Here is a 23,111-nt window from a genome sequence, read left to right on the forward strand (position 1 = left end):
AGAAAGTAAAGTATGACACGCTGTGTTTCCGTTCACCGTCCTTCCCGCGTTTCATACGTTATCGATTGCCCTAGTTTCGTTATCCCTTGATCGCGCCGATCGTCAAGCCCTTCACGAAGAAGCGTTGGAAGAACGGAAAGACGAGCAGCATCGGCCCGGCCGACAACACGACGACCGCGAACTTGGCCGACGTCTTCGGGAACTGCGACATATCGAACGACACCATCGCGGTGGCGAACTCGGGACGCGACGTAATGAAGTCGAGCGTATTCATCGTTCGCACGAGCAGCAGCTGCAGCGGCACGAGGTCTTGCGTGTTGATGAAGAGCATCGCGTTGAACCACTCGTTCCAATAGTTAAACATGATGAACAACCCGAGAGTCGCGAGCGCCGGCTTCGAGAGCGGCAGGATCAGCTGGAGGTAAATCCGCCACTCCCGGGCCCCCTCCACCTTCGCCGACTCGATAATTTCGGTCGGTATCTTGGACATGAATCCCTTCATAATGAGTACGTAGAACGGACTGAGCAGGCCCGGCACGATCAACGCCCAGATCGTATCCTTCAGCTGCAGATACTGGGTCATCAGGATGTAAAACGGGACGAGTCCCCCGTTGAACAGCATCGTGAAGAATACGTAGAACGACGTGATTCGATTCAGCCCGTAGTCTTTCCTCGACAAGGTGTACCCCAAGATCGAAGTGAGCACCAAGGAGATGACGGTGCCGACGACGCTGACCGTGATCGTAACGCCATAAGCCCTTAGAATCGTGTCCGGCGTCTTCAGAAAATACTCGTACGCCGAGGTCGTGACGATTTCCGGGATCAGCTGGAACCCATTGTGCAGAATCGATTGCTCGTCGGATAACGAAATCATAATGACCAAGGCGAAGGGGACGAGCATCGAAATCGTAATCGCGACGAATACGGCATGGATCGCGAGCGAAAACCAACGGTTGGTACGCACTTGCTTCTCTCCTTCCTAGAACAACGAGTTGTCTTCGTTTATTTTCCGAACGATGAAGTTCGCCGTCACGACCAGAACGAAGCCGACGAACGATTGGTAGAGGCCGACCGCCGAAGCCATGCTGACGTCGCCGATTTCGCTGAGCGCGCGGTAGATGTACGTGTCGATAATGTCCGTCGTCGCGTACGTCATGCCGTTATTGTTCGGAACGAAGTAGTGCAGACCGAAGTCCCCGCGGAACATGCTCCCGATGCCGAGGATCAACAAGATGATGATCAACGGCGTCAGCTGCGGAAGCGTAATGTTCGTGATCAGCTGCCAGCGCTTCGCCCCGTCGATCTTCGCGGCTTCGTACAGCTCGCCGTCGATGCCGAGAATGCCGGCATAATACACCAGCGCCGAAAATCCGATCGCCTTCCACAGATGAACCAAATTCAGAATGTAAGGCCAGTATTTCGCCTCGAAATACCACTTGATCTTCTCGAGCCCGGCCGCCTCCAGCCAGTTATTGATGAATCCGTTCTGATGATCGAGGAACGCCATGACGATGTAGCTCATCACGACCCACGATAAGAAGTAAGGCAGGATCATCGACGTTTGGTACAACTTCAGCCATTTCTTGGAAATTTCGTTAAGCAGAATCGCTACCGCCAAGGCGGCGACCGTCGTAAGCAACATGTACCCGAGGTTGTAGAGCACCGTGTTGCGGGTAATGCGGAACGCGGTCTCGCTCGCGAACAGAAACTCGAAGTTTTTGAAACCGATCCATTCGCTCCCGAGAATGCCCTTGTCGTACACGTAATTTTTGAACGCGATGATGACGCCGAACATCGGAAGATACGCCATTACGAAAATGTAAAGGATGGAAGGAAACGAGAGGGTAAACAACTCGATGTTCCTGCCGAAAAAACGCACTGTCTTCGAACGCTGCATGCTGCGTATTCCTCCCAGCTCCGGCCGTGGTGTGCCTGTTTGACTCCACGATAGCTAGAAATCATCCTCGCGGGTAGTGAAAAAACTGTACTTTTGTCTCCGTTTCAAGTGGAGGATCTGTATTTTTCTAACTCCGGCTTAGGATTGGGGAGACGTAACGGAGGTTACGCTTCGATCGTGCCTCGCGTGCCTCGGCGGTCGTGTTCCGGTACCGCAACCGATGACGCTTCCGTTGCGTTAGGAATGTATCTCGAAAGAAGGGGGCATTAAACGAGGATGAGAATCGTCAAAGTCGTTTTGGTATTCATGCTGTTTTCCGTCGCGATCGCCTGTACGGCTGTTCCGAACCGCTCCCCCGTCGCTTCGAACGACCTACACGCAAGGGTGAACATGAATTACGATCAGGCGAACGTGGAGGAAGCGATGCAAGGCAAAGGAATCGCCTTCGTTTCCTTGCCTCCTCGGAAAGATTGGGTCCTCGCGGGCGTGGAACCGCTGCTGTACGCCGTCGGCAGCGCCAGGGAGCGGACCGCCCCGGAAGAGGAAGCATCGATTTATATTTTCGATTCCGCCGGACACCGCGAAGAAGGAGTCGAGGACTTCCGTCGACAAGCGGAAGCGTATAACATGATCGTTCCGCGCATGTATGAAAAACGGAATGTCCTGATACTATACTGGGCGATCGGGGACCGGATGAAGCCGGCGCAGTTGGATGAGAGGTTTACGAACGCAATCCGCAGTCTTCACGCCATTACGGAATTCAGCGGCATGACGACGGGCGCCAAAAAAATCCCCTATTCGATCTTCATCGGCGGGAAACGTTACGGGGGGCTTGCTTTCGAAAAAGGGGCGTCGATCCATTCGGTCGAAACGCACAGGAACGGAAGGGTCCATACCATCCAAATCCGTGGCTGGCGTCTTCCTTCGGACGTTACCGTCGAGCATCAAGGCGACAAAGTGCTGGTGGACTATTCGGAGAGCTCTTCCTTGTCGAAGGAACATGTGGTCGTCCGGTTCCGCGAAGACGATGTGGAACCGACCGACATCCGCATCTCCTTGAACGGGCGCAAACAGCGGATCGTCGGGATCGAATCCGGGATCGAATAAAAACATGACGCGACCCATATCGCGTCATGTTTCATGTTGTCCGATCTACGGGGCGCTCTTCTTCCTCGAACCCATCGTCAAATACAACCGGCCTTCTTCTTCCACGACCTCGAAGCTCCGCAAGCGGATGCTCTCGTCCGCCAAATGGCGTCCGTTCTTTAGATCGAATTCCCAGCCGTGCCAAGGGCACCGAAGCACCTGTCCCTCCAAGCCGACTTGATACTCGTACACCTGCGACGGCAGCCTCGTATCGGTCACGTGACCGACGCAGACCGGAGCGCCCGCATGCGGACACATATTGCGATACGCGTAAAATCGGCCGTCTACGTAGAAAATCCCGATCTCCATCCCGTTCACCGCGACGATCGTTCGGCCCTCGCCGCGAACGGCCTCCGCATCGGCCGCGTACACCTTCTCCTTCTCAGTCATAGGCCTCCCCTCCCGTCTCCGCCGGGCGGGATAAGCCGTACAGTTCCATCGCGGTTTCTCCCATAATGCGGCGCTTCAGCTCCTTCGGCATCGGCGGCAGCGCCATCAGCGGGTTGTCATAATCCCAGTGCGGGTAGTCGGTGGAAAACATGACGCACCGCTCCGCGCCGATCATGTCGAAGATTTGCAGCAGATGCTTATGATCCTTCGGCTCCTCGATCGGCTGCGTCGTCAAGAAGACGTGTTCCGCGATGTACTCCGACGGATGCTTCTTCAGCCACGGCACCGAGGAACGGAGCGCCTTGTAGTTTTTGTCCATCCGCCACATCATCGCCGGCAGCCAAGAGATGCCGCCCTCGATCGCGACGAACTTCAACTTCGGGAACTTCTCGAAGACGCCCTCGCAAATGATGCTGTTCAGATGCCCGATGTAGCTGACGGGCAGCACGTTATGCCATTCGAAGTACCGCGTCGGGTAGCCGGCATTGGTCGGCGACGGCGCGATGCCCCGGCCTTCGCCGCCGGGGTGAATGGCGACCGGCAGGCCGTTCCGCTCCGCGGCTTCGTAAATGGGGTGATAAAATCGCTGCCCGTACAGCATGCGCGAAGCGCTGCTCATGATCACCTGCACCATGCCGGGATGAGAGCCCATGCGATCGATCTCTCGCGCGGACGCCTGCGGATCGGTATTGTTGATCGCGATCGAGCCTCGGAACGCCGGACTCCGATTCAGCCAATGCTCGACCGTCCAGTCGTTCCATGCGCTGGCTAAGGCGTTGGCATAGTCCGGATCGGGGTATAACGAAATTTCGATGCCGGACGTCAAGATCGCGTAATCGATGCCGTTCGGTTCGATCAAGTGGCGGATCATGAAGTCCGGGTCGCTGCCCGGGCCGCCTCCCGAGTCCGGGTTCGCGTCCTTCCGCGCGCCGCCGACGACCGAATAATACTGTCTGGGAATGCCCATCCCCATCTCGAGCCATTCCTCATGCCATGCCTTGGGGAGATAAGGCAAGATGTCGTATTTGGAGTTCATTGCATTGTGCACGTCCGAATCGACGACGACCATTCCGTTCAGCAATGGCTACAACCTCCTTGACGTTGATGTGTACGCGTCTCGCTTCGATGCTGTTATAAGCATATCGTAAGCGCTGCCAAATCTGCATTCTCCATTCTCTACTTTTCGTTGTCCGATCTTTACTTTTTTTCGCGCGCGAAAGTCATCCCCCATGCTGTCCCGGGACCGGCACTCTATAACCGGTTCCTCATCTGTTTTCGGCTGCTCGCCTTCCTCTACTCTCGGCATCACCTTTTTTCAGCGAACGTTCAACCTTCATTCAAGTTGAATTCAGGGACGAGGATTACACTGGTTTCATGAAGAGGAGGTGAAGGTATTTGAAACGAACGGGATCGATTCGCTGGATCATCGCCGGCGCCGTCCTGCTCCTGTTGTCGCTCATCGCTTGGAAGCTGCTGCATGTCGCATGGAACGCCGCATCCTTCGGCGCGGGCTCCGCGCACGGACACGGAATTCGCGGCGGCGGCGGCTTCGGCCATGCCGGACCCGGCGGCTTCCGCGGAGGAGCGGGACCGCTTGCGCATGGCGCTGCGCCGCCTTGGGCAGGGTGGGAGTTGTGCGCTACGTTCTTGAAGCTTGGCGTCACGGCGGCCGCGATCGCGTTATGGGCGAAGGCGACTGGATTTTTGAAATGGGCGGGCGCTTGTCTAGCCGTCCTCGGAGCGATCAGTCTACTCTCGCCTTGGTGGGCCGCGGCTTTGCTTCTCGCCGCGTTCTGGTTCGCGACGCGGAAGCCGGACAAGCCGGCGCCGCCATACGTATACCCCGGACCTTTCGTCGTTCCGGACGTCGCGGTCGACCGCGGAACGTTGCTTGACGAATGGGAACGAAAACAACATAAGGAGGAACATTGACAATGGGGATGTTCAAGAGGATCAAACAAATCGCGGCGGCTGACCTTCACGGCGTGCTGGACCGATTCGAGGACCCGGTCGCCATGGTGAAGCAATACATCCGGGAAATCGAGGAAGAGATGGAGAACGCTCGCGAAGCGATGGCTCGGCAGCTTGCAGCGGAGCAAAACTACGGTCTCTTGATCGTTCAGACGAGAGATACCATCGCGAAGCGTTCGCGGCAGGCGGAACTCGCCGTGGACAAAGAGGACGACGCGATCGCGGAGCTGGCGCTGGAGGACAAGCTGCAGCAAAGCAGGCTGCTTGCCGGATACGAGGAGCAGCAAGCCGCGGTTCGGGACCGGCTCGAGGCATTGAAGACCGAGCTGACCCGATTGGCTCAGCTGCATCGAGAGCTGACGACGAAGCTGGAGGCGCTTCTGATCCGCGCCCACGCGGCGCAAGCCGTTGGAGCGGCCGCTTCGGCCGCGCCTTCGTTCCGTACCGACGAGATCGTGCGGAACGTCTCTCGGATGGAAGCGAAGGTGTGGCGGATGGAGGCCGGAGCGAACGCGTCCCGACAGCTGTCCGCGGCGCTCGATCCGTTGAAGCAATGGGAGCGTCGGGACGAGGTTCGGGCGGAGCTGGAGAGGCTGAAGGCCGCGAAAAACAAGTAATCATGCGGAAGAGACCGCCGGAGGAGAAGTGCCACCGGCGGTCTTCCTGCTGCGGATTTCATATTATGGACGACCGCCGATCTCTACTTTTATTTTGAGGAGAAGCACCGTCTGATCCTCGCGAATCATTCGGGCGACGGCATCCGGATCCTGATAGTCATAGGTGCGAAGCGAATGCTCTACCTTCCTGTAGACGCCTAGGATTTTGGTTTCCCCGGATGCCAAGCCCGCTTCTTCGTCCCCGATGGCATATCCCCAAGTGCTTCCCCCCGGCTTGTTCCAATCAAACAGGGCGTCTACCGGATGCGGCTGTATCGATGCCCCGGCCGAAAATAAGAAGAAAGAAGGAACGTCCCGCTGATTGTTGATGATGCCGAAGCCTAGGGAGCCTTCCACGTCAGACTCCGGGCTCCACCCGTACGAAAGTTCGATCAATCGGGAAGGTTCCGTCGGTTTTCCGTCGCGGTACCCTTCGACCCACAACGTCACCCATGTTCGATCCGCTTGCGTTTGCCTGAAGTTGAAATCGTACAAGAGGCCAAGATGCAGATCTTTGAAAGTCTTTTCGTACTCCGAGCCTGGATTCGCAGAAACATAAGCGATGCTCCCATCCTCTTCGGGGGCCTGCCCGCAACCGACCGACAAGAAGAGTAGTAAAAATAACGCCGATACCGAGACGATCCGAAGATGGGGGTTCATTCCGTAAACACTTCCTTCCGTTCCCCGTTCGCGACGATTTCCACGCCGAAGGACATCGTGTTTCCGCTTGCGCCGATCGTCCGCACTCGCTCTTCGGGTTTCCGCTTCCTATAATACCACATTTTGGGTTTTTCTTTCTGGGAAACACCGCTTCATTCGCCGTTACCAGGCCTCGCCCCCGTATAACTGCTCAAAATTTGACACCCTTATCGCGAACTGCTCAACTTTTGACACCATTTCGGCGGCGCCCAGGCTTCTCGCGAAGCCACAACGAAGAGGCCGCCGATGCGCTCGGCGGCCTCCCCTTGAACTCGACTTATCCCGCAACCAATTCCGGGTGCTCGAATTGGCTGTTATACAGATTCGCGTAGAACCCACTCTTCTTCATCAATTCCTCGTGCGTTCCTTGCTCGACGATATCCCCTTCATTCATGCACAGAATGAGATCCGCGTTCCGGATCGTCGACAGTCGATGCGCGATGATGAAGCTGGTGCGCCCCTGCATCAAGCGATCCATCGCCTTCTGGATCAACACTTCCGTCCGCGTATCGACGGAGCTCGTCGCCTCGTCCAGTATGAGCACCCGCGGATCGGCCAGAATCGCCCGCGCGATCGTAAGCAGCTGCTTCTGCCCCTGCGAGACGTTGCTCGTCTCCTCATTCAACTCCATCCGATAGCCGTCAGGCAGGTTGCGCACGAAGGGATCGACCTGCGCCTCCTTGGCCGCTTCGACGACCTCCTCGTCGGACGCGTCCAGTCGGCCGTACCGAATATTTTCCATGATCGTGCCGTTGAACAGCCAGGTATCCTGCAGCACCATGCCGAACTTGCTTCGAATGTCCTGCCGCGCGAAGTCCGTCAGGTCGTGGCCGTCGATCATAATCGCGCCGCCGTCGAGCTCGTGGAATCGCATCAACAGCTTCACGATCGTCGTCTTCCCAGCGCCGGTCGGCCCGACGATCGCGACGCGCTGCCCCGGCTTCACGTCCAACGTGAAGTCCTTAATGATCGGCTTCTCCGGCTCGTAACCGAACTTCGCATGCTCGAACCGGATATGTCCTCGAAGCGCCGCTTCGTTCGCGACCGCGACGACCTTGCCTTCCGCTTCCTCGGTCTCGTTCAGAAATTCGAACACTCGCTCCGAAGCGGCGACCATCCGCTGGAGCTGGCTCGACAAGTTCGCGATCTGCGTGATCGGATGCGTGAAGTTCCGCACGTATTGGATGAACGCTTGGATATCGCCAATGCTCACTCTGCCGTTCGCCGCCATGGACGCGCCCACGATACAAATCACGACGTACCCGAGGTTACCTACGAACATCATGACCGGCATCATGAGCCCGGAGAAAAACTCGGCCTTCTTCGCGCTCTCCGCCAGCTTCTCGTTCTCCGCGTCGAATAAAGCCAGCGCCTTCTTCTCGCCGTTGAACGCCTTCATGACGATGTGACCGCCGTAGATCTCTTCCACCTGTCCGTTCACCTTGCCGAGATATTGCTGCTGATTGCGGAAGTGCTTCTGCGACACCCCCACCAACGCAATAACGAAAAACAGCGACACCGGCACCATCACGACGGCGATGAGCGTCAGCTGCCAGCTGATCGTCAACATCATCGCCAAGACGCCGACGACCATCGCCAGCGACGAGAGCAGCTGCGTAATGCTCTGGCTGAGCGTCTGCTCCATCGTATCGACGTCGTTCGTAATGCGGGACAGTACGTCGCCTTGGCTATTCCGATGGAAGTAGCCGAGCGGCATGCGATTGAGCTTGCTCATAATGGCGTTCCGAAGATTATACGAAATCTTCGTCGCGACGTCGGCCATGACATGCCCTTGGACGTACCCGAACGCGGTGCCGAGCAGGTACAAACCGACTAACGTCATCGCGATCGTCCCGATCAAGCCGAAGTCGATGCCGCTCGCCTCGCCCCGCATCATACTGGCGATGCCGTCCGCGAGCTCGTCGGTCGCCATGGCGAGAATCTTCGGCCCAACGATCGTAAATATCGTAGCGCCGATGGCGAGGAACGCCACGGCGATGAGCTTCCAGCGGAAGGGCGCCAGGTACGCGAGCAGCTTCTTCATGCCGCCCTTGAAGTCCTTCGCCTTCTCGGGCCGCCCCATGCCGGGCGGACCTCCTGCCGGACCTCCCGGCCCCGACGGCCGGCCTCGTTTCGGTTTCCGTTCGCTCATGCCAGTTCCTCCTTCGTCAGCTGCGACTCGGCGATGTCCCGGTACGTCGGGCAACTCTCGAGCAGCTCTTCGTGCGTGCCCTTGCCGACGATGCGCCCGTGGTCGAGCACGATGATTTGCTCCGCGTTCTTGATCGTGCTCACCCGCTGCGCCACGACGAGGACGGTCGCGTTGGACGTGAATCGCTTCAGCGCTCTGCGCAGCGCCGCGTCCGTCTTCAAATCCAAGGCCGAGAAGCTGTCGTCGAAAATGTACACCGGCGCCTTCCGAATGAGCGCCCGCGCGATGGAGAGCCGCTGCCGTTGGCCGCCGCTGACGTTCGTGCCGCCTTGCGAGATGGGCGAGGCGACGCCCTGCTCCATGTTCTCGATAAATCCGCTCGCCTGCGCGACCTCCAGCGCCTCCCGCACCTCCGCTTCGTCCGCCGTCTCGTACCCGTACCGAACGTTCGAAGCGATATCGCCCGTGAACAGAATCCCCTTCTGCGGCACGTACCCGATCGTCTCCCGCAGCTCCCTCTGGGACAGCTCTCGGATGTCGATGCCGTTCATCGTAATCCGCCCCGCCGTCACGTCGTAGAAGCGGGGAACGAGATGGACGAGCGTCGACTTCCCGGCCCCCGTCGTGCCGATGAACGCCGTCGTCTGCCCCGGCTTCGCCGTAAAGCTGATGTCTTCGAGGACGGCCTCTTCGGCGTTCCCGTACCGGAACGATACGCGGTCGAACACGACCGTCACCCCATCGCCGCGCTCGAACGTCTTCGCATCTGCCGGCTCCCGAATCGTCAACTCCGTGTTCAGCACCTCTTGAATCCGCTCGGCCGAAGCGATCGCCCGCGGCACCATCAGAAACATCATCGACATGAACAAGAACGACATGATGATTTGCATCGCGTATTGCATGAACGCCATCATATTGCCGATCTGCAGCTCCGACGCCGCGATTTGATGCGCCCCGACCCAGATCACGAGCAACGTGATCAGGTTCATGACGAGCGTCATCGCCGGGAACAGGAACGCCATCGTCCGCTGGACGAACCGGTTCGTTCTCCGCAGGTTATCGTTCGCCTGCTCGAACCGCCCTTCCTCGTACCGTTCGTTCCCGAACGCGCGGATGACCATCATGCCGGACAGGTTTTCCCGACTGACCAGGTTCAGCTTGTCGATAAGCTTCTGCAGCGTCTTAAATTTCGGTACCGCCAAAGCGAACATGATAAGAAGGATGCCGACGATCGCGATGACCGCGACCGCGATGATCCAGCTCATCGACGCGCTGCTGCGGATCGCGAGGATGATGCCCCCGACGCCCATGATCGGCGCGAACAGCAGCAGGCGGATGCCCATTAAGATCAGCGTCTGGATTTGCTGCACGTCGTTCGTGGTACGGGTAATCAGCGACGCGGTCGAGAATTTGTCGTACTCCGCGTTCGAGAACCGGCCGACCTTCTCGAACACGTCGCGGCGCATCCGCATCGCGACCGACGTGCCGATCTTCGAGGCGTACCAGCCGACGACGATCGCGGCGACGCCGCCGAGCAGCGCCACGCCGAGCATCTTCAGCCCGATGCCGACGATGTAGTCGCGCTGGAATTGCTTCAGATCGACGCCCAGCTCGCCGTAAAACAGGCGGGTGAACGTAACTGCGATCTGCGAGCCGGCCATCGACTCGTCGCCCGCCGCGGCGGCGATATACGCGTCGAGTCCGCCGGAAGCTTTCAGCTCCGCGAACATCGGCGCCATTGCGTACAGCTGCGACGGCTCGAGACTTGCCGTACCGCCTTGCCCGGCGGCGGCATCCGGCTGCGAACCCTGTTGCATGCCTTGCATCGTAAGCGCTAGCGCATAGGCCGCCCGGGTGTAGACATCGTCTACGGCTTCGGCCCGTTCGCCGTCCCGCTCCTCCAGCCGGTAGACGTCTTGGGTACCTGCGGCCGGAAACCGTTCCGCGATCGCTTCGTCCTCTCCCGCCGGCGCCGGCGCATAGCCGTTCGCCAGCGTTTCCGCCTCCCGCTCGCTCAGGAACATCTTCAACAAATCGACCCCTTCGGCGCTGATCGCCTCCGGCGCTCCCTGCTCGATGCCGCCGGCCTGAATGCCGGTGTCGACCATATCGCTCATCAGTCTCGGCAGCCCTAAGTCGCACAACACTTGTACGAACAGGAAGACGATGCTAACCGTCAGCGCGGCCGCGAACGGCTTCAAGTAGCGAAATACGAGTTTCATAAGACACTCCCTCTGTCTTTGACGAATATTTGTTCAGGCCCTTACAGTTAGGAACCTAACTATATGAACGCGAAAACCTCATTCCAGGTTTTTCTTCAGCTTCTCTGCGATCGCGAAGAACGACGCGATCTCCTCTTCGCTTAGCCCGTTGCGCAGCTTCGTTTCGAAATCGATAAATCGTTGCACGTTCTTCTCATGAATTTCGCGCGCTTTCGGCGTCAGCGTAATCTTCTTCAATCTTGCATCGTACGCTACCGGCTCGCGAACGATGAGACCGTTGCGCTCCATCCCCTGCAGCATGCCGGTAACCGTCGCGCGGCGGATGTTGAATTGCTTCTCGAGATCTCGTTGAAACACCGCGCGGTCCGCGCATGCGACCACGTATCCGATGATCCAGCCTTGCATGCCTGTCAATCCGTCTTCCCCGGCATCTTCCGAGAAGCATTCGTCTAAATTTCTTTTGATTAAGTTCGCCAGCGTCTTTAACTCGAAGCCGATCGCTTTAGGCGGCTTCATCGGCACCACCTCTCCCTCTTTGTTAGGGTACTAACATTATCTCCGGAGAACCTCGACCCTGTCAAGAACGATTCTCTCCCTACCGCTCGCTCAACCGGGCAAACTTCAACATCACCCATCGATGGATCGTGCCAAGGAGAAGGAAACCTATAAATGAGTACGTGTGAGTCCAGTGAATCAATTGAAACATCTCCCACCGAACGAACAGCGTCTCGACGAGGTAGGCGTAGAATGCAGCTAGAGCGATATTTGCCAAGAAATACGTTTTCCATGTTTTCGTGTACTGATAGATGACCATGAAGCTCACCGGAATGACGGTTAAGTCTGCCGGGAAGAGCGGCGGAAACATGGGGAGAACTTTATCCGGATACGCCCAAAGCATGAGGTCGACCCCGATTCCGTCCAACGCGACCGCGAAGGAACCGACGAGTAACCCGGAGGTCAGAATCTCGAAAACGCGTTTTCGATCGATAAAAAACTTCAGCCAGACCGCCCATGGCAGAATCGCCGCCGCCACAAGAAACCACCATTTCCAGGTAAACAGATCGTCGGAAAGCCAGTGGGAGGTGCCGAGATACCTCAATGTTTCTCTTGCTTCTTGCACTTGTTCGAAAGTGACGGACGGATCCATATCCACGCGAGATCAACTCCAAAGAATGGGGGTTCTATCCCCATCATTGTCGGTCAGAAGCGCTTCGGATATACCCGTGATATCGCGTGAAGAATAGGGTAACAATACTAGGAAAACAATGTTATGGGGTTGCGCATGAGAAGAATATACGCTGCGGTTTTCGCGATCATAATGCCGGGTTTGGGCCAAATTTACAACGGACAAATCCTGAAGGGCTTCGCCTACTTAATCATCGAACATGTGGTCAATACGCTTGCGCGCATTAACCAAAGCATCTATCTGGACTTTAACGGCTTGCATGCCGAAGCGCTGCAAAACGTGAACTATCAATTCGCCTTGTTTTACCCGGGGATCTATATCATTGGAATCTTGGATGCATACCGCAACGCCGTTAAGGATGTTCCTCCTGCTCCCGCCGTCGATCCATATTTTATTGCGGCAGGGTTCCTCGGGACGGTAAGCGTCATCTATCCGCGGTTTTTGCCTTTCCCGCTCCTGTTAGGGGGGGGTGCCATCATCGTGCCGATCCTGATCGGAGTTTGGATCCATCGAAAAACGTAAGGGGAAACGTCTTGGCCGATGGCCAAGACGCCCGCTTGAGTGCAGTCTATAAATTCCCCTTCACCCCCGCAGCCGTGTAACCGCCGCGGTCTGCTCCTCATAACGTACCACCCGATAGTTCGAATCGTTCTCCATCGCCTCCTCCAGGAACGGAATCGGCGGCGAGAAAATGAACGTTCCGCCGACCTTAAGCGACTGTAAAATTTCGATAAACTTCAGCATATAGGCTCTATAATCTCCGTCCTTGCGAAGAAGATGGTGACCGAAATGATTCGAGAACGCCATATGGGAAAAGACGGTTCCCCAATCGTTCGGCCGTAAGCTGAATTCGAACCAATTCGCCTTCGTCGTATACTCGGTCGTTTCGACCGACCGATCCATGCCGTAAGCCTGAAAACCGTTCATTCTTAACAAACGAACCAGATTCGCGTCTTTCCCGCATCCGATATCCAGGATCGGCTCCTTCAATGGGAGTCCCGCAATCCCCATCGTCTCTACTTGAAACTCAGGAGATTATTGCGCGCACGCGACATCGAACAGATGCGCATTCTCTTTGTATTTCGCGAAAATAGCTTGACCGTTCGTCCGGATCAGGAACTCCCTTATTTTCCGATAATGTTCGCGGAACGCGTTTTCCGCATCCTTCGTCAGAGAGAGCAGATCATTTGCGAATCGAAGGTATATCCCTTTTAATTCTTGAGTATCCCGATTCGAAAAGTTTAAAAATTGATTCGCATGGAGAAGCGAATCTATAACTCTCTGTGCCGTGTATGCGGCCATCGGTTCAATTTCAGGATTCTCCATGGACTTCCACTCCCTAAGAAAATTCCTAATGAACCGACGAGACGGTTCGACGACGTAACGACCGTCCTCGGTTGCATAAAATATGCTTTTGTTCTCGTTAGATTGGAGTTGGCGATCGATCATCCGAATCAGTCGGTCCGTCATATTCCCCTCCGAAAGTATGAGCCGCTGTCGAGCGAACGCAGCGGCGAGAATAACGCATAACTCCCAGTTTATTCCCTGAAGTTCCATTCGTCTCTTAGTAATGAGAAACAACGTTGGTCTGCGAAGTTTCCATGCGAAAGGGCATACCCTCGCAACCTGCCGTCTTCCCTAAACCCTAAGCGATGAAGCAGCTTCATCGATGGGAACGCGTCTACATTCGTGAACGCTTCTATGCGATAAAATCCCATGGATTCGAAGCCGAAAGGGATAACGCTCTGTAACGCTTCCGTCATGAGTCCGCGCCGCCAATACGGCTTCCCGAGATCATAAGCGATTTCTCCGCGCGCGCCTCGATTCATTTCCCAACCGTTAAAGCCGCAAGTTCCGATGATAACATGATCGTCTTTCTTTTCGATCCCCCATCGAAATGCTTTCCGTTCCAGAAACAAGTCGTTCATGAATTCGATCAACGCAACGGCTTGGCGAACATTGGAAAATGGCGCGATTCCCATATCCTTCGTAACTTCCGCGTCGGAGAACAACGCGAACACGGCTTCTGCATCGGCGACCGTCATCTTACGTAATCGTAACCGCTCTGTCTCAAGTTCCGGAAATACGGATAAATCCATTGGCAAACTCCCCTCGCAAGTTTCGTCTACATGAGGATAACAAATTCTCGATCGCCCCCCCGCGCAAATTTTCCGTTGTTCCCCGCAAATCTTAAGGGTAGGTACCCCATTCTTGCTTAAGGAAGTTATATAACCTTCGACTCGCTTGTTGGAAAGGGTAAGCGGATTCCTTGCACAAGATCCCCATCGTCATGGAAATCAGGCTCCCGCCGATGTTCTTCGCCGCGGTCTCCTTCGCATCCGGATCTACGAAGACTTTCGGTACGAGCGCGATCCCCAATCCGCTTTCCACATAAAATTTTAATGCCGTCATACTCCCGATCTCCATCGTGTCGAGCGCGATGGTGGGAAGGCAAGGAGGATGTCATGAAAACATTAGCCCCGAACTTACTCATTCAGCGAATTTCCGAGCCGGACGATATCGCTCGGATGGTTTGCGCCTCCCTTGAACAGGAAGCCATGACAGGGCAAGCGATTACCGTCGACAGCGGACAAACCTTGTGAGCTTCCGTAGGCGCGGCAAGGCGCTTCCCTCAATGAAAAAACTTTTTTCAACCGTCGAAGGATCGCGACAGGCTTGCGATCCTTCGGCATGTCTTCGCAATCGATGGGTCCGGCGGAAGACGGTCGAGCATTCCTATTTCAGCACGTTCACTTCCGCATAAGGCGAGAACGGCGACTCCAGCATCGGCTGCTGCATTCCTTTCAAATGCAAGTCGAAAAAAGCGGCGATATAATCGCGTTGCGCCGCAAGCGCCTGTTCCGGGTCAACGGTTCCGACGCTTCCTTGGACGACTCGCGGAGACAGACTCAGCTTGCTGCTCAGTTGCGGCAGCAGGTATTGTTGATCGGTAAAGGTGTAATGCGCCCCGCTCGGTAAGACAACATCGAGTTTCCACCCGCTCGAATGGTTCCAGAACGATGCCCGATCCTCTGCCGTAAGATGGGAATCCACTTCCCCTTCGTCATTGGAGCCGGCATTCATCAATAGAAACGGACGGTCAAGCCCTTGCCGTGCAACAGGTAGCAGATGGTCGGGCAAATACCCCATCGTCCCGTCCATATCAATGCCGGCATCGATCCGGTCGTCTTCATACATGGCTTGGGCTGCCGTTGCGCCGCCTGCGGAATGGCCGAAAATGCCGATTCCGGAAAGGTCGAGCGCCTGTTTTAACCCTTCGGGCAGTTCTAGCGATGCATTTTTCGGCCCTTCCTTTAGCCCTGTAAGCCGGTCGAGTACGTATCGGACATCGTCTACCCTGACCTTCACCATTTGGAGTACCGTCTCCGCGCCGAATGCGGGCAGTTGCTCCGTCTCGATGCGCCCGTCGGGGAACTCAACGACCGTCGCCTCGTACGTATGGTCGATCGTCACGACGACATAACCTCTGCTGGCCAGTTCCTGGACGTTGATCGTGCCCAGGCTTCTCGGAACGGATCCCCCGGGCGAATACAATATCACCGGCCAACCGCGCTCCCCGCTCGCTGCGGGTGCGTTGAGCCAAGCATGGGTACCGATGCCGGACAACTCGATGCGGCCGGGATCTACGCCGATTGTCGGCATTACGGTATCGTCATAATAGGCCGCTGCGCGGGGGGGCATATACGGGGCTTTCCGACCGCCTTCCCGGGCGGCCGGGTACCATATGCTGATCATCAGCTCCCGCGTTCGACCTTTCAACCAAGGATCGGACCTGTCTGGATCCGACAAGTGCAGCTCCGTCACGCCTACGGGCATATCGCCCGTAGGTTCGGGCAACGTGAGATGAATCCGTTCGCCAAGATGCGGTTCGTCATAACGTGCAGGCGGCTCCGTCCAGACGTAAAAGATCACGGCCGCGACCATTGCAGCGGCTGCGGCGAACATCGGCAGCCTGACGGTTCGGGCGGATTCCCCGTCGATCATTTTATGGATGGAACTAACCGTGATTAAGTAATATGCTAAATAAATTGCCATAAACGCCGCGACGCAAACCAATACCGGAAGCATCAGATCGATGCCGCCCATGCCGCCGAAGAGCTTTCGCAGCCAGTTAAATACAATGAAATAATGGCCGAGCCCGATCAGCAACGGCAGCGCGAAGATCCATGCGTTCTGCTTCAAAATCGCGGCCGCGATCTCTTTTTTGCTCGCGCCGATTTTCCTTAATATCTCATAGCGATGCCGATCGTTCGCCGCTTCCGTCAGCTGTTTAAAATATAGGATGCTGCCCGTTGCCATGAGGAACATGACGCCGAGAAAGCCTAATATGAAGACGTTAAATGCCGCATTCTCGATGCCGAGGCGGTACACGGCATAATACGTCGACAGCTTCGACGCCGGCGTCTGCAGTGCCGCAAGCGAGTCAGCCGTCGCCTTCGTCGTCTTCTGGTCCTTAACGACGTACCCCACATAATGTACGGCCGGCACTCGCGCCTCCATCGCGTGAAACGTATCGTCGGCGACGACAATCATGACATCCGGATAATGCCAATTGAGAACGCGTTCGATCGTCATGCCGACAAAATGCAAAGCGACGCGCTCATCCGGCAATTGAAGCGTGATCGTCTCCCCCTCGAAATCCTCCCTTTCGTAATCCGTATACATGGGACGAATCGCGATGGTCTGATCGGGCTGCAGCAACGTCAACCGGTCAAGACGCAGCGTCTCCGCGACGCGATTGTACGCACTGACCGAGATCGCTTTCACCGGACGCTCGTCCGCTTCGCGTTCGCGATCGGATAAAATATCGGCACTTGACGCTTCGCCGTTCAAGTTTACGACGGGAATCGTCAGCTTCGCTTCGACCGGATGCGCTTCGTCGCCGCGAATGATCTCCTCGACCTTCCGGTCGAACCTTTCGTCCTGCGCGATATGCATAAAACTGAATGGCGCCGTTAACCGCGCTGTCTGCTCATAGCCGTAGTAAGTGCCGAACCCGAAGCTGAAAGCGCATAAAGCGACGGCGGACAAAATCGAGATGACGCTCAGCGTGTGGGCATTCCCTCTCATGCGGTATACCAGATTCGAAACGATGATCAAATTCATACCCTTGTAATAACGGCGCTTATGACGTTTGGCCAATTTCAGCAGGAATATCATGAACGATGAGAAAAGCAACGATGTGCCCGCGATGATGCCGACGGTCATCACGCCCAGGTTCGTTACAATCTGCCCATTGTTCTCGAAGTCGCGGAGTCCGAAGCTGTAGCCGACAACAAGAAGCGCTACCGCGGCAATACCGGAAACGGCCGAAGCCCTCGGCTCCTGTTCTCCCTCCTGTTCCGCTCGGAACAATTCGATCAGCTTGAATCGATAGACCAGCCGATACGCTTGTATGGAATTTATCGTTATCAATGCAAGAAAGACGACGACGGTACTGAGAAGCGCGGGAAGGGAGAACGTGAAACCGATATCCGCCGCAACACCCAACAATCGCATTAAAATCATGGCGAACAGCTTCGACAAAACCGTGCCGGCCGCAATGCCGAGAGCCAAGACCCCGGCGCCGATGATCATATTTTCATAAAACAGCAACTGGCCGATCGTTTGTTTCGGCACACCCAATAACGCATACAGCCCGGCTTCTTTCTTCCGTTTGCGGGCAAAAAATTGGCTGGAGTACATCATGAATACGGAAACGAATAGCAGTAGGACGATCGATCCGACCATGAACACGGACTGCATGCTTTTCGAAGACTCGACGGCCTTGATCACCTGCGTGCTGTACTGCAGCGAAGCAAAAACATAGAAAATAGCGACACTAGCGAACATGGAGAGAAAATAAATAAAATAATTCCGAAAGTTTCCTTTGATATTTTTCTTTGCCAGCTCAAACAACGTCATCTGCATGCCCCCCGAGCACCGTCAGTACGTCCAATATTTTCTTGAAAAATGCTTGCCTCGGTACCGCTCCTCTCACGAGCTCCGCATAAATGACGCCGTCCTTAAGAAAGAGCACGCGGCTGCAGTAGCTTGCGGCCAACGCATCGTGGGTCACCATCAGAATGGTCGCTTGCTCCCGTTCGTTCAGCTCCTTCAACGACTCCAGCAGGTCGGCCGCGGCTTTAGAATCCAGTGCGCCCGTCGGTTCGTCAGCCAGAATCAACCGAGGGCGCGTCACGAGGGCGCGACAGGCTGCGGTTCGCTGCTTCTGTCCTCCGGATATTTGATAAGGATATTTGTCCAAAATATGCTGGATGTTCAATTGTCCCGTAACGGCCGATACCCTGTGTTCCAGTTCGCTTGCCGGCATGCCGGCCAATGCGAGGGGAAGCAAAATATTTTCCTTGACTGTCAGCGTATCCAGCAGGTTATAGTCTTGAAAAATGAAGCCGAGCTTCGATCGCCGAAAGGCCGATAACTGCGCCTCGTTCATCCGAAACACGTCTTCCCCGTCGATGACGATGTCGCCGGAGGTCGGCTCATCGATGGTGGCAGCCATATGAAGCAGCGTCGTCTTCCCGGAGCCCGAAGGCCCCATTATGCCGACGAATTCCCCTTCGCAGACGCGCATATCGATGCCGTGAAGGACCGGCATTACGTTCCCTTTGTTTCCGTAGCTCTTCCTTAACGCCTTTATTTCGATGACGGTTTTCACCGATTTCTTCCTCCCTGCTCTTCGTTTGTAGTAAAGCCATCGTAACATGTTCGGTATCCGGATACCTTTCGCCCGACTTACGTTCCGCGATGCCCGGCTTACATTTTTGTCACGATGCTGCGCTTTGCCGCATGGCCAACCGATTATAGGTATAATAAAAATAACGAAGTGCGAAGGGTGGATCGAATGAAAATTATGATCGTGGAAGACGAGCCGACCATTCGGAAACTGCTCGGCGAGACGGTCGAGAAGTGGGGATTTGAGGCTGTATTGTGCGAGGATTTCAACCGGGTTCAAGACATCTTCCTGCGAAGCGAACCGCACCTCGTGCTGATGGATATTAACCTGCCCGTATTCGATGGGTATTATTGGTGCGGCCGAATCCGGGAAATGTCCAACGTACCGATCGTCTTTCTCTCTTCCCGCGATTCGCCGATGGATATGGTCATGGCGATGAACATGGGCGGGGACGATTATATCCAGAAGCCGTTTTACGACGATGTCCTCATCGCGAAGATCAAGGCGCTGCTGCGGCGAACCTACTCATACGCCGAAACGCCGGTCAACGCGGTCGAGTATGAAGGCGTCCTGCTGAATCTTAACGATCGCATGCTCGTTTCCGGCGGCCGATCGATCGAACTGACCAGGAACGAATTTCTCATCTTGCATCTATTGATGCAGCAGATCGGACGAATTGTGAGCCGCGAGAAAATCATGCGCTGCCTTTGGGAGGATGAAAGTTTCGTCGACGACAATACGCTGACCGTGAACATGACCCGGCTCCGCAAAAAATTGGCCGACATCGGGCGCAATCATTTCATTACAACCATCAAGGGAGAAGGTTATTTCATCAAATGAGTTTCCTGCAATATTTGGACGATAAACGTTATTTTCTGATCTTCCTCGCCGGAATGCTTTCTTTCGTCGCGTTGATGATGTTCGTAAGCGCCGAGGGCACGTATCGCCCAGGGGACATTGCTTATACCCTGTGTGGTTGTGCGTCGCTCGCCGCGGTCTACGTGTTCGGAGGGTATATCCGCCGGAGAAGCCGCAGCGAAGTGTGGGTAAAGCTGATGGACAGCGAATGGGACGAACTTCCCGAGGCCCTCCCCAAACCGCAAACCTGTGAACAGCGTCTATATACGGAGATGATAAAGAAGCTTTACCGAAGCAAGCTTGAGGCCATCGGGAAACTTCAAGACGAGAAGAAAGATTTTCACGATTTCATTGTTTCCTGGATCCATGAGGTCAAGCTGCCGATCACGGCAAGCACTCTGCTGTTTAGAAATTCAACGGGCAAGTCGGTTGAGGAGCTGGTCCATATCTTCGAAGACGAATTGAACAAGATCGACCACTATGTCGAACAAGCCCTGTATTACGCTCGTATCGATTCCTTCTCCAAGGATTACCTGATAGCGGAAGTTTCATTGAACCGAATCGTGCGAAACAGCGTGAGAAAGCACGCCAAAATGTTCGTTGCCAGACGGGTTCGGTTTACGATGTGGGAAGAAGAGCAATGGGTCCATAGCGATGCGAAGTGGCTCGGGTATATCGTCGACCAGATCATGTCGAACGCATTGAAGTACCTCGGCGACGGCGGAAGCATCGCTTGCTCGATCGAGGTCGACCCCAAAGAGAAGCGGCTGCTGATCAAAGATACGGGGATCGGAATTACGCCCGAAGATATCGACCGCATTTTTGAAAAGGGGTTCACAGGCGCCAACGGCAGGCAATTCGCAAAATCGACGGGGTTGGGGTTGTATCTCGCGAATCGAATGGCCGGCAAGCTCGGGCACCGATTGTCCGTTCAATCGGAGGAAGGGACCTATACCATCCTAACGGTTCACTTCCCTAAGTCCAACCATTTATATGAGATGTGAATCAAACAGGAAAGGCGCTCGGGATCACAGCGGATTATCCCCTGTAACCGAGCACCTTCTTTATCGTTATGTACGGACTGAGGCCGAATTTGTCGATCCGCAACCAATTTGCCCCCTCGCCCAGCCTCATTCTTTTGGATGGGTTATTCCCCATGTGAGTTGTAACACCTTCTGACATCAAAAGCCATATTTTAATTAACAATTGTAAATGCATTTTGGCACATATTGAATTTGACATTGTCATAAAGCGTTGCTGGATGTAATTATTATTGTCACTGTGTCCTCACACATATCCAACCAACTATTAAAGATTTTTGAACAGTTAAGAGAAAAATCTTGACAAGCTATTAGCTGGTTTTAGTGCAGTCATTAAGAACACTTACCATCCCATTCGATCCCGTAAAGAATTTATTTGGGCAATATGATGGTGAGCATGCCACACAAATCTTTGAACGGCGACATCTAAAGACATGGTGCCGTGAGTTGGACTCGTAACTGACCTTGCAAAGTCCGTTGGTTTCAATTTGTCTAATAATTTCACGAACCTGCTATGAAGTGCTGTTAAAAGCAAGATAGATGTCTCAACTGGTGTATCCTTATAGTCATTTAACTCTGCCCATAAGTCCTCTCGAAATGTCTCTGCAAGTGGTTGCTGTTCAGTTAAGCCTCGTTTGAAACGGATAAACGCGTTTATTTCTGCATCGGCTAAATGATGAACGACTTGTTGCAAGGTCCATCCCCCAGGTCGGTAAGGAGTGTTTAATTGTTCAACACCCAAACCGTCAACAGCTTTCCGAAGCATCTCGGGAATTTCAGCTATTGATTTAATAAATTGCTCGCGATGTTCTTCGGCAGGGTACTCCACCGCTGTGAATTGTCCAATCGGATAACGCAATGAATCCATGTTCACCCTCCTTTCCTTATCAAAGCGCGTATACCCAATGGTTGAAAAGTTCCGCAAGACTTCCCCATAATGAAATGGAGGCCGCCGATCTAATCGTGGCGGCTTTTGCTGGATTGACGGAGCTAACGTCCCCGTTAACATTCCTGTAGGAGTTAATAAACTCTATTTGCAGAAAAATAGACGCCTCGCTAGGATGAGTATGTACTGGGTTGCAGCCCTCAGAACTCACCGTAGGAGGCGTTTATCCTGAAGTCTAGACTAATTACGGCTCAAAATCAACGTGTAGAACGAATCTCCACTTCCACTCTAGTCATTGGCATCGATATAGCCAAGGAGAAGCACGCTGCACAAGCTATTAACTTTCGAGGCATCGTCTTAACCAACCGCCCTATCATGTTTTCGAATGATCTCGGCGGGTTTGAACATTTCGAACGTATGGAGAGTACCGGTCACTATTGGTTCAATATTGCCAACTGGTTGGTGAGACAAGGTATTGATGTCGTCCTGGTCAATCCAATGACAACCAAACGCAATAAGGAAAACAGAGATAACTCTCCTTCAAAAAATGACCCAAAGGACGCACTGGTCATTGCCGATGCTGTGAGCCGCGGATTCTACACTTCATTCTCTCCAAAGGAGGATGCGTTTCGCCGTATTCGGGTAATCGTGACAAACCGGGAGCACTGGGTTGTTGAATCCGGACGGATCGAGAACCGAATCCACCGTTGGCTCGACATCCGTTTTCCAGAATACAGACAAGCATTTGACGATATTTTTAGTACTCGTTCTCTAGCCACTTTACGTCGTTTTCCATCCCCTTCAGACTTGTTGAAACTAGCTCCTGAGCAAATGGTACAAATTTGGGGAGAGTACATGGCTAGACCTGGCGGCGTACGGGGCAAGAACAAGGCGATCGAGCTTCAAGAACTCGCTAGACATAGTGTCGGCGACTCTGTTGCCCTTGAGGAAGACAAATGGGAACTGAGGCACCTACTAGACGAATACGAACGAGTTCGACGAATCATTGAGGAAGCAGACGACATGATTGAAAAGATCCTGCCCGAGGTTCCTTGTTCCGACCTCGTACGTTCTGTCGGGACTTCCCTACCTGCAACGGCCGCCATATTAGCATTTGCCGGAGACTTACGTAAGTTGCATCATGGAAATCAGTTATTACGAAAGGCAGGATTGAACCTGGCAGAGCGAAGTTCCGGTAAATACAAAGGAAAAATTAAGCTCACGAAGCGAGGGAACTCATTGTTACGCAAACACTTGTATTTCACTGTGTTTCAGTTGTTGTCTCACAACCGCACATTCCAAGCTATGCAT

At 54.6% G+C, this 23,111-nt stretch carries 24 protein-coding genes and 1 pseudogene; 8 read left to right on the forward strand and 17 right to left on the reverse strand.

Annotation, left to right across the window (positions count from 1 at the left end):
- Nucleotides 1-79 precede the first annotated feature (79 nt).
- Both RIN49_RS26460 and RIN49_RS26465 read right to left on the reverse strand, forming a co-directional pair.
- Nucleotides 80-964 carry a carbohydrate ABC transporter permease gene (locus RIN49_RS26460; protein ID WP_309123121.1) on the reverse strand — a complete coding sequence of 295 codons (885 nt, stop codon included), beginning with the start codon at nucleotides 962-964 and terminating at the stop codon, nucleotides 80-82.
- 15 nt (nucleotides 965-979) lie between these two features.
- Complete coding sequence (locus RIN49_RS26465; protein WP_309123122.1) at nucleotides 980-1,897, reverse strand: ABC transporter permease; 918 nt, start codon at nucleotides 1,895-1,897, stop codon at nucleotides 980-982.
- 276 nt (nucleotides 1,898-2,173) lie between these two features.
- On the opposite strand from RIN49_RS26465, the gene RIN49_RS26470 reads away from it, so the two are divergent.
- Complete coding sequence (locus tag RIN49_RS26470) at nucleotides 2,174-3,004, forward strand: hypothetical protein (protein WP_309123123.1); 831 nt, start codon at nucleotides 2,174-2,176, stop codon at nucleotides 3,002-3,004.
- A gap of 45 nt (nucleotides 3,005-3,049) precedes the next feature.
- On the opposite strand, the gene RIN49_RS26475 is transcribed toward RIN49_RS26470, so the two are convergent.
- Together RIN49_RS26475 and RIN49_RS26480 are read right to left on the reverse strand one after the other, a co-directional pair.
- Nucleotides 3,050-3,433 (reverse strand): Rieske (2Fe-2S) protein, encoded by a 384-nt coding sequence (locus RIN49_RS26475; RefSeq protein WP_309123124.1) that lies wholly within the window; start codon nucleotides 3,431-3,433, stop codon nucleotides 3,050-3,052.
- On the reverse strand, nucleotides 3,426-4,514 hold the full coding sequence (locus tag RIN49_RS26480) for an amidohydrolase family protein (protein WP_309123125.1): 1,089 nt from the start codon (nucleotides 4,512-4,514) through the stop codon (nucleotides 3,426-3,428). Before RIN49_RS26480 ends, RIN49_RS26475 begins: the two co-directional genes overlap by 8 nt.
- A 314-nt stretch (nucleotides 4,515-4,828) precedes the next feature.
- On the opposite strand from RIN49_RS26480, the gene RIN49_RS26485 reads away from it, so the two are divergent.
- Complete coding sequence (locus RIN49_RS26485; RefSeq protein WP_309123126.1) at nucleotides 4,829-5,365, forward strand: hypothetical protein; 537 nt, start codon at nucleotides 4,829-4,831, stop codon at nucleotides 5,363-5,365.
- A gap of 2 nt (nucleotides 5,366-5,367) precedes the next feature.
- Nucleotides 5,368-6,021, forward strand: a complete 654-nt coding sequence (locus RIN49_RS26490; RefSeq protein WP_309123127.1) for a PspA/IM30 family protein — start codon at nucleotides 5,368-5,370, stop codon at nucleotides 6,019-6,021.
- Nucleotides 6,022-6,084: 63 nt separating this feature from the next.
- Here RIN49_RS26490 and RIN49_RS26495 read toward each other — a convergent pair whose 3' ends face one another.
- The 6 genes from RIN49_RS26495 to RIN49_RS26520 form a co-directional block, all read right to left on the reverse strand.
- The gene (locus RIN49_RS26495) at nucleotides 6,085-6,720 is read right to left on the reverse strand and encodes a hypothetical protein (RefSeq protein WP_309123128.1); all 636 of its coding nucleotides are present in this window, start codon (nucleotides 6,718-6,720) and stop codon (nucleotides 6,085-6,087) included.
- Entirely contained in the window at nucleotides 6,717-6,842 is a 126-nt protein-coding gene (locus RIN49_RS26500; protein ID WP_309123129.1) for a hypothetical protein, read from the reverse strand. The genes RIN49_RS26495 and RIN49_RS26500 overlap by 4 nt, the downstream gene beginning before the upstream one ends.
- A 194-nt stretch (nucleotides 6,843-7,036) precedes the next feature.
- The gene (locus RIN49_RS26505; protein WP_309123130.1) at nucleotides 7,037-8,911 is read right to left on the reverse strand and encodes an ABC transporter ATP-binding protein; all 1,875 of its coding nucleotides are present in this window, start codon (nucleotides 8,909-8,911) and stop codon (nucleotides 7,037-7,039) included.
- Nucleotides 8,908-11,133 carry an ABC transporter ATP-binding protein gene (locus RIN49_RS26510; RefSeq protein WP_309123131.1) on the reverse strand — a complete coding sequence of 742 codons (2,226 nt, stop codon included), beginning with the start codon at nucleotides 11,131-11,133 and terminating at the stop codon, nucleotides 8,908-8,910. Before RIN49_RS26510 ends, RIN49_RS26505 begins: the two co-directional genes overlap by 4 nt.
- 78 nt (nucleotides 11,134-11,211) lie before the next feature.
- The gene (locus RIN49_RS26515; RefSeq protein ID WP_309123132.1) at nucleotides 11,212-11,649 is read right to left on the reverse strand and encodes a MarR family winged helix-turn-helix transcriptional regulator; all 438 of its coding nucleotides are present in this window, start codon (nucleotides 11,647-11,649) and stop codon (nucleotides 11,212-11,214) included.
- A 79-nt stretch (nucleotides 11,650-11,728) separates the two neighbouring features.
- Nucleotides 11,729-12,280, reverse strand: coding sequence for a CBO0543 family protein (locus RIN49_RS26520; protein ID WP_309123143.1), 552 nt, complete (start codon nucleotides 12,278-12,280; stop codon nucleotides 11,729-11,731).
- A gap of 135 nt (nucleotides 12,281-12,415) precedes the next feature.
- On the opposite strand from RIN49_RS26520, the gene RIN49_RS26525 reads away from it, so the two are divergent.
- Nucleotides 12,416-12,841, forward strand: a complete 426-nt coding sequence (locus RIN49_RS26525; RefSeq protein ID WP_309123133.1) for a DUF5683 domain-containing protein — start codon at nucleotides 12,416-12,418, stop codon at nucleotides 12,839-12,841.
- 60 nt (nucleotides 12,842-12,901) lie between these two features.
- Here the strand turns inward: RIN49_RS26525 and RIN49_RS26530 are convergent, their stop codons facing one another.
- From RIN49_RS26530 to RIN49_RS26545, 4 genes are all read right to left on the reverse strand, one after another.
- A complete protein-coding gene (locus RIN49_RS26530) occupies nucleotides 12,902-13,309 on the reverse strand; it encodes a class I SAM-dependent methyltransferase (protein WP_309123134.1) in 408 nt (135 codons plus the stop codon).
- 45 nt (nucleotides 13,310-13,354) lie between these two features.
- Nucleotides 13,355-13,645, reverse strand: a complete 291-nt coding sequence (locus tag RIN49_RS26535; RefSeq protein WP_309123135.1) for a hypothetical protein — start codon at nucleotides 13,643-13,645, stop codon at nucleotides 13,355-13,357.
- A 212-nt stretch (nucleotides 13,646-13,857) separates the two neighbouring features.
- The gene (locus RIN49_RS26540; protein WP_309123136.1) at nucleotides 13,858-14,418 is read right to left on the reverse strand and encodes a GNAT family N-acetyltransferase; all 561 of its coding nucleotides are present in this window, start codon (nucleotides 14,416-14,418) and stop codon (nucleotides 13,858-13,860) included.
- Nucleotides 14,419-14,509: 91 nt separating this feature from the next.
- Nucleotides 14,510-14,731, reverse strand: coding sequence for a hypothetical protein (locus tag RIN49_RS26545; protein WP_309123137.1), 222 nt, complete (start codon nucleotides 14,729-14,731; stop codon nucleotides 14,510-14,512).
- 26 nt (nucleotides 14,732-14,757) lie between these two features.
- Here RIN49_RS26545 and RIN49_RS26550 point away from each other — a divergent pair.
- Nucleotides 14,758-14,922: pseudogene (locus RIN49_RS26550) on the forward strand (3-ketoacyl-ACP reductase); the annotation flags it as partial.
- A 133-nt stretch (nucleotides 14,923-15,055) separates the two neighbouring features.
- Here RIN49_RS26550 and RIN49_RS26555 read toward each other — a convergent pair.
- Nucleotides 15,056-18,244, reverse strand: a complete 3,189-nt coding sequence (locus RIN49_RS26555; protein ID WP_309123138.1) for an FtsX-like permease family protein — start codon at nucleotides 18,242-18,244, stop codon at nucleotides 15,056-15,058.
- Nucleotides 18,231-18,998 (reverse strand): ABC transporter ATP-binding protein, encoded by a 768-nt coding sequence (locus RIN49_RS26560; RefSeq protein WP_309123139.1) that lies wholly within the window; start codon nucleotides 18,996-18,998, stop codon nucleotides 18,231-18,233. The genes RIN49_RS26555 and RIN49_RS26560 overlap by 14 nt, the downstream gene beginning before the upstream one ends.
- Before the next feature lie 186 nt (nucleotides 18,999-19,184).
- Here RIN49_RS26560 and RIN49_RS26565 point away from each other — a divergent pair, with 186 nt between their 5' ends.
- Nucleotides 19,185-19,856 (forward strand): response regulator transcription factor, encoded by a 672-nt coding sequence (locus RIN49_RS26565; RefSeq protein ID WP_309123140.1) that lies wholly within the window; start codon nucleotides 19,185-19,187, stop codon nucleotides 19,854-19,856.
- Nucleotides 19,853-20,878 (forward strand): sensor histidine kinase, encoded by a 1,026-nt coding sequence (locus RIN49_RS26570; RefSeq protein ID WP_309123141.1) that lies wholly within the window; start codon nucleotides 19,853-19,855, stop codon nucleotides 20,876-20,878. The genes RIN49_RS26565 and RIN49_RS26570 overlap by 4 nt, the downstream gene beginning before the upstream one ends.
- Nucleotides 20,879-21,257: 379 nt before the next feature.
- Here RIN49_RS26570 and RIN49_RS26575 read toward each other — a convergent pair whose 3' ends face one another.
- On the reverse strand, nucleotides 21,258-21,782 hold the full coding sequence (locus RIN49_RS26575; RefSeq protein WP_309123142.1) for a YfiT family bacillithiol transferase: 525 nt from the start codon (nucleotides 21,780-21,782) through the stop codon (nucleotides 21,258-21,260).
- A gap of 291 nt (nucleotides 21,783-22,073) precedes the next feature.
- Here RIN49_RS26575 and RIN49_RS26580 point away from each other — a divergent pair.
- Nucleotides 22,074-23,111: IS110 family RNA-guided transposase (locus RIN49_RS26580; protein WP_309123144.1), on the forward strand; the 1,038-nt coding region annotated here is incomplete at its 3' end.

Source organism: Paenibacillus sp., from assembly GCF_031177825.1.
Classification (GTDB): Bacteria; Bacillota; Bacilli; order Paenibacillales; family YIM-B00363; genus Paenibacillus_AE.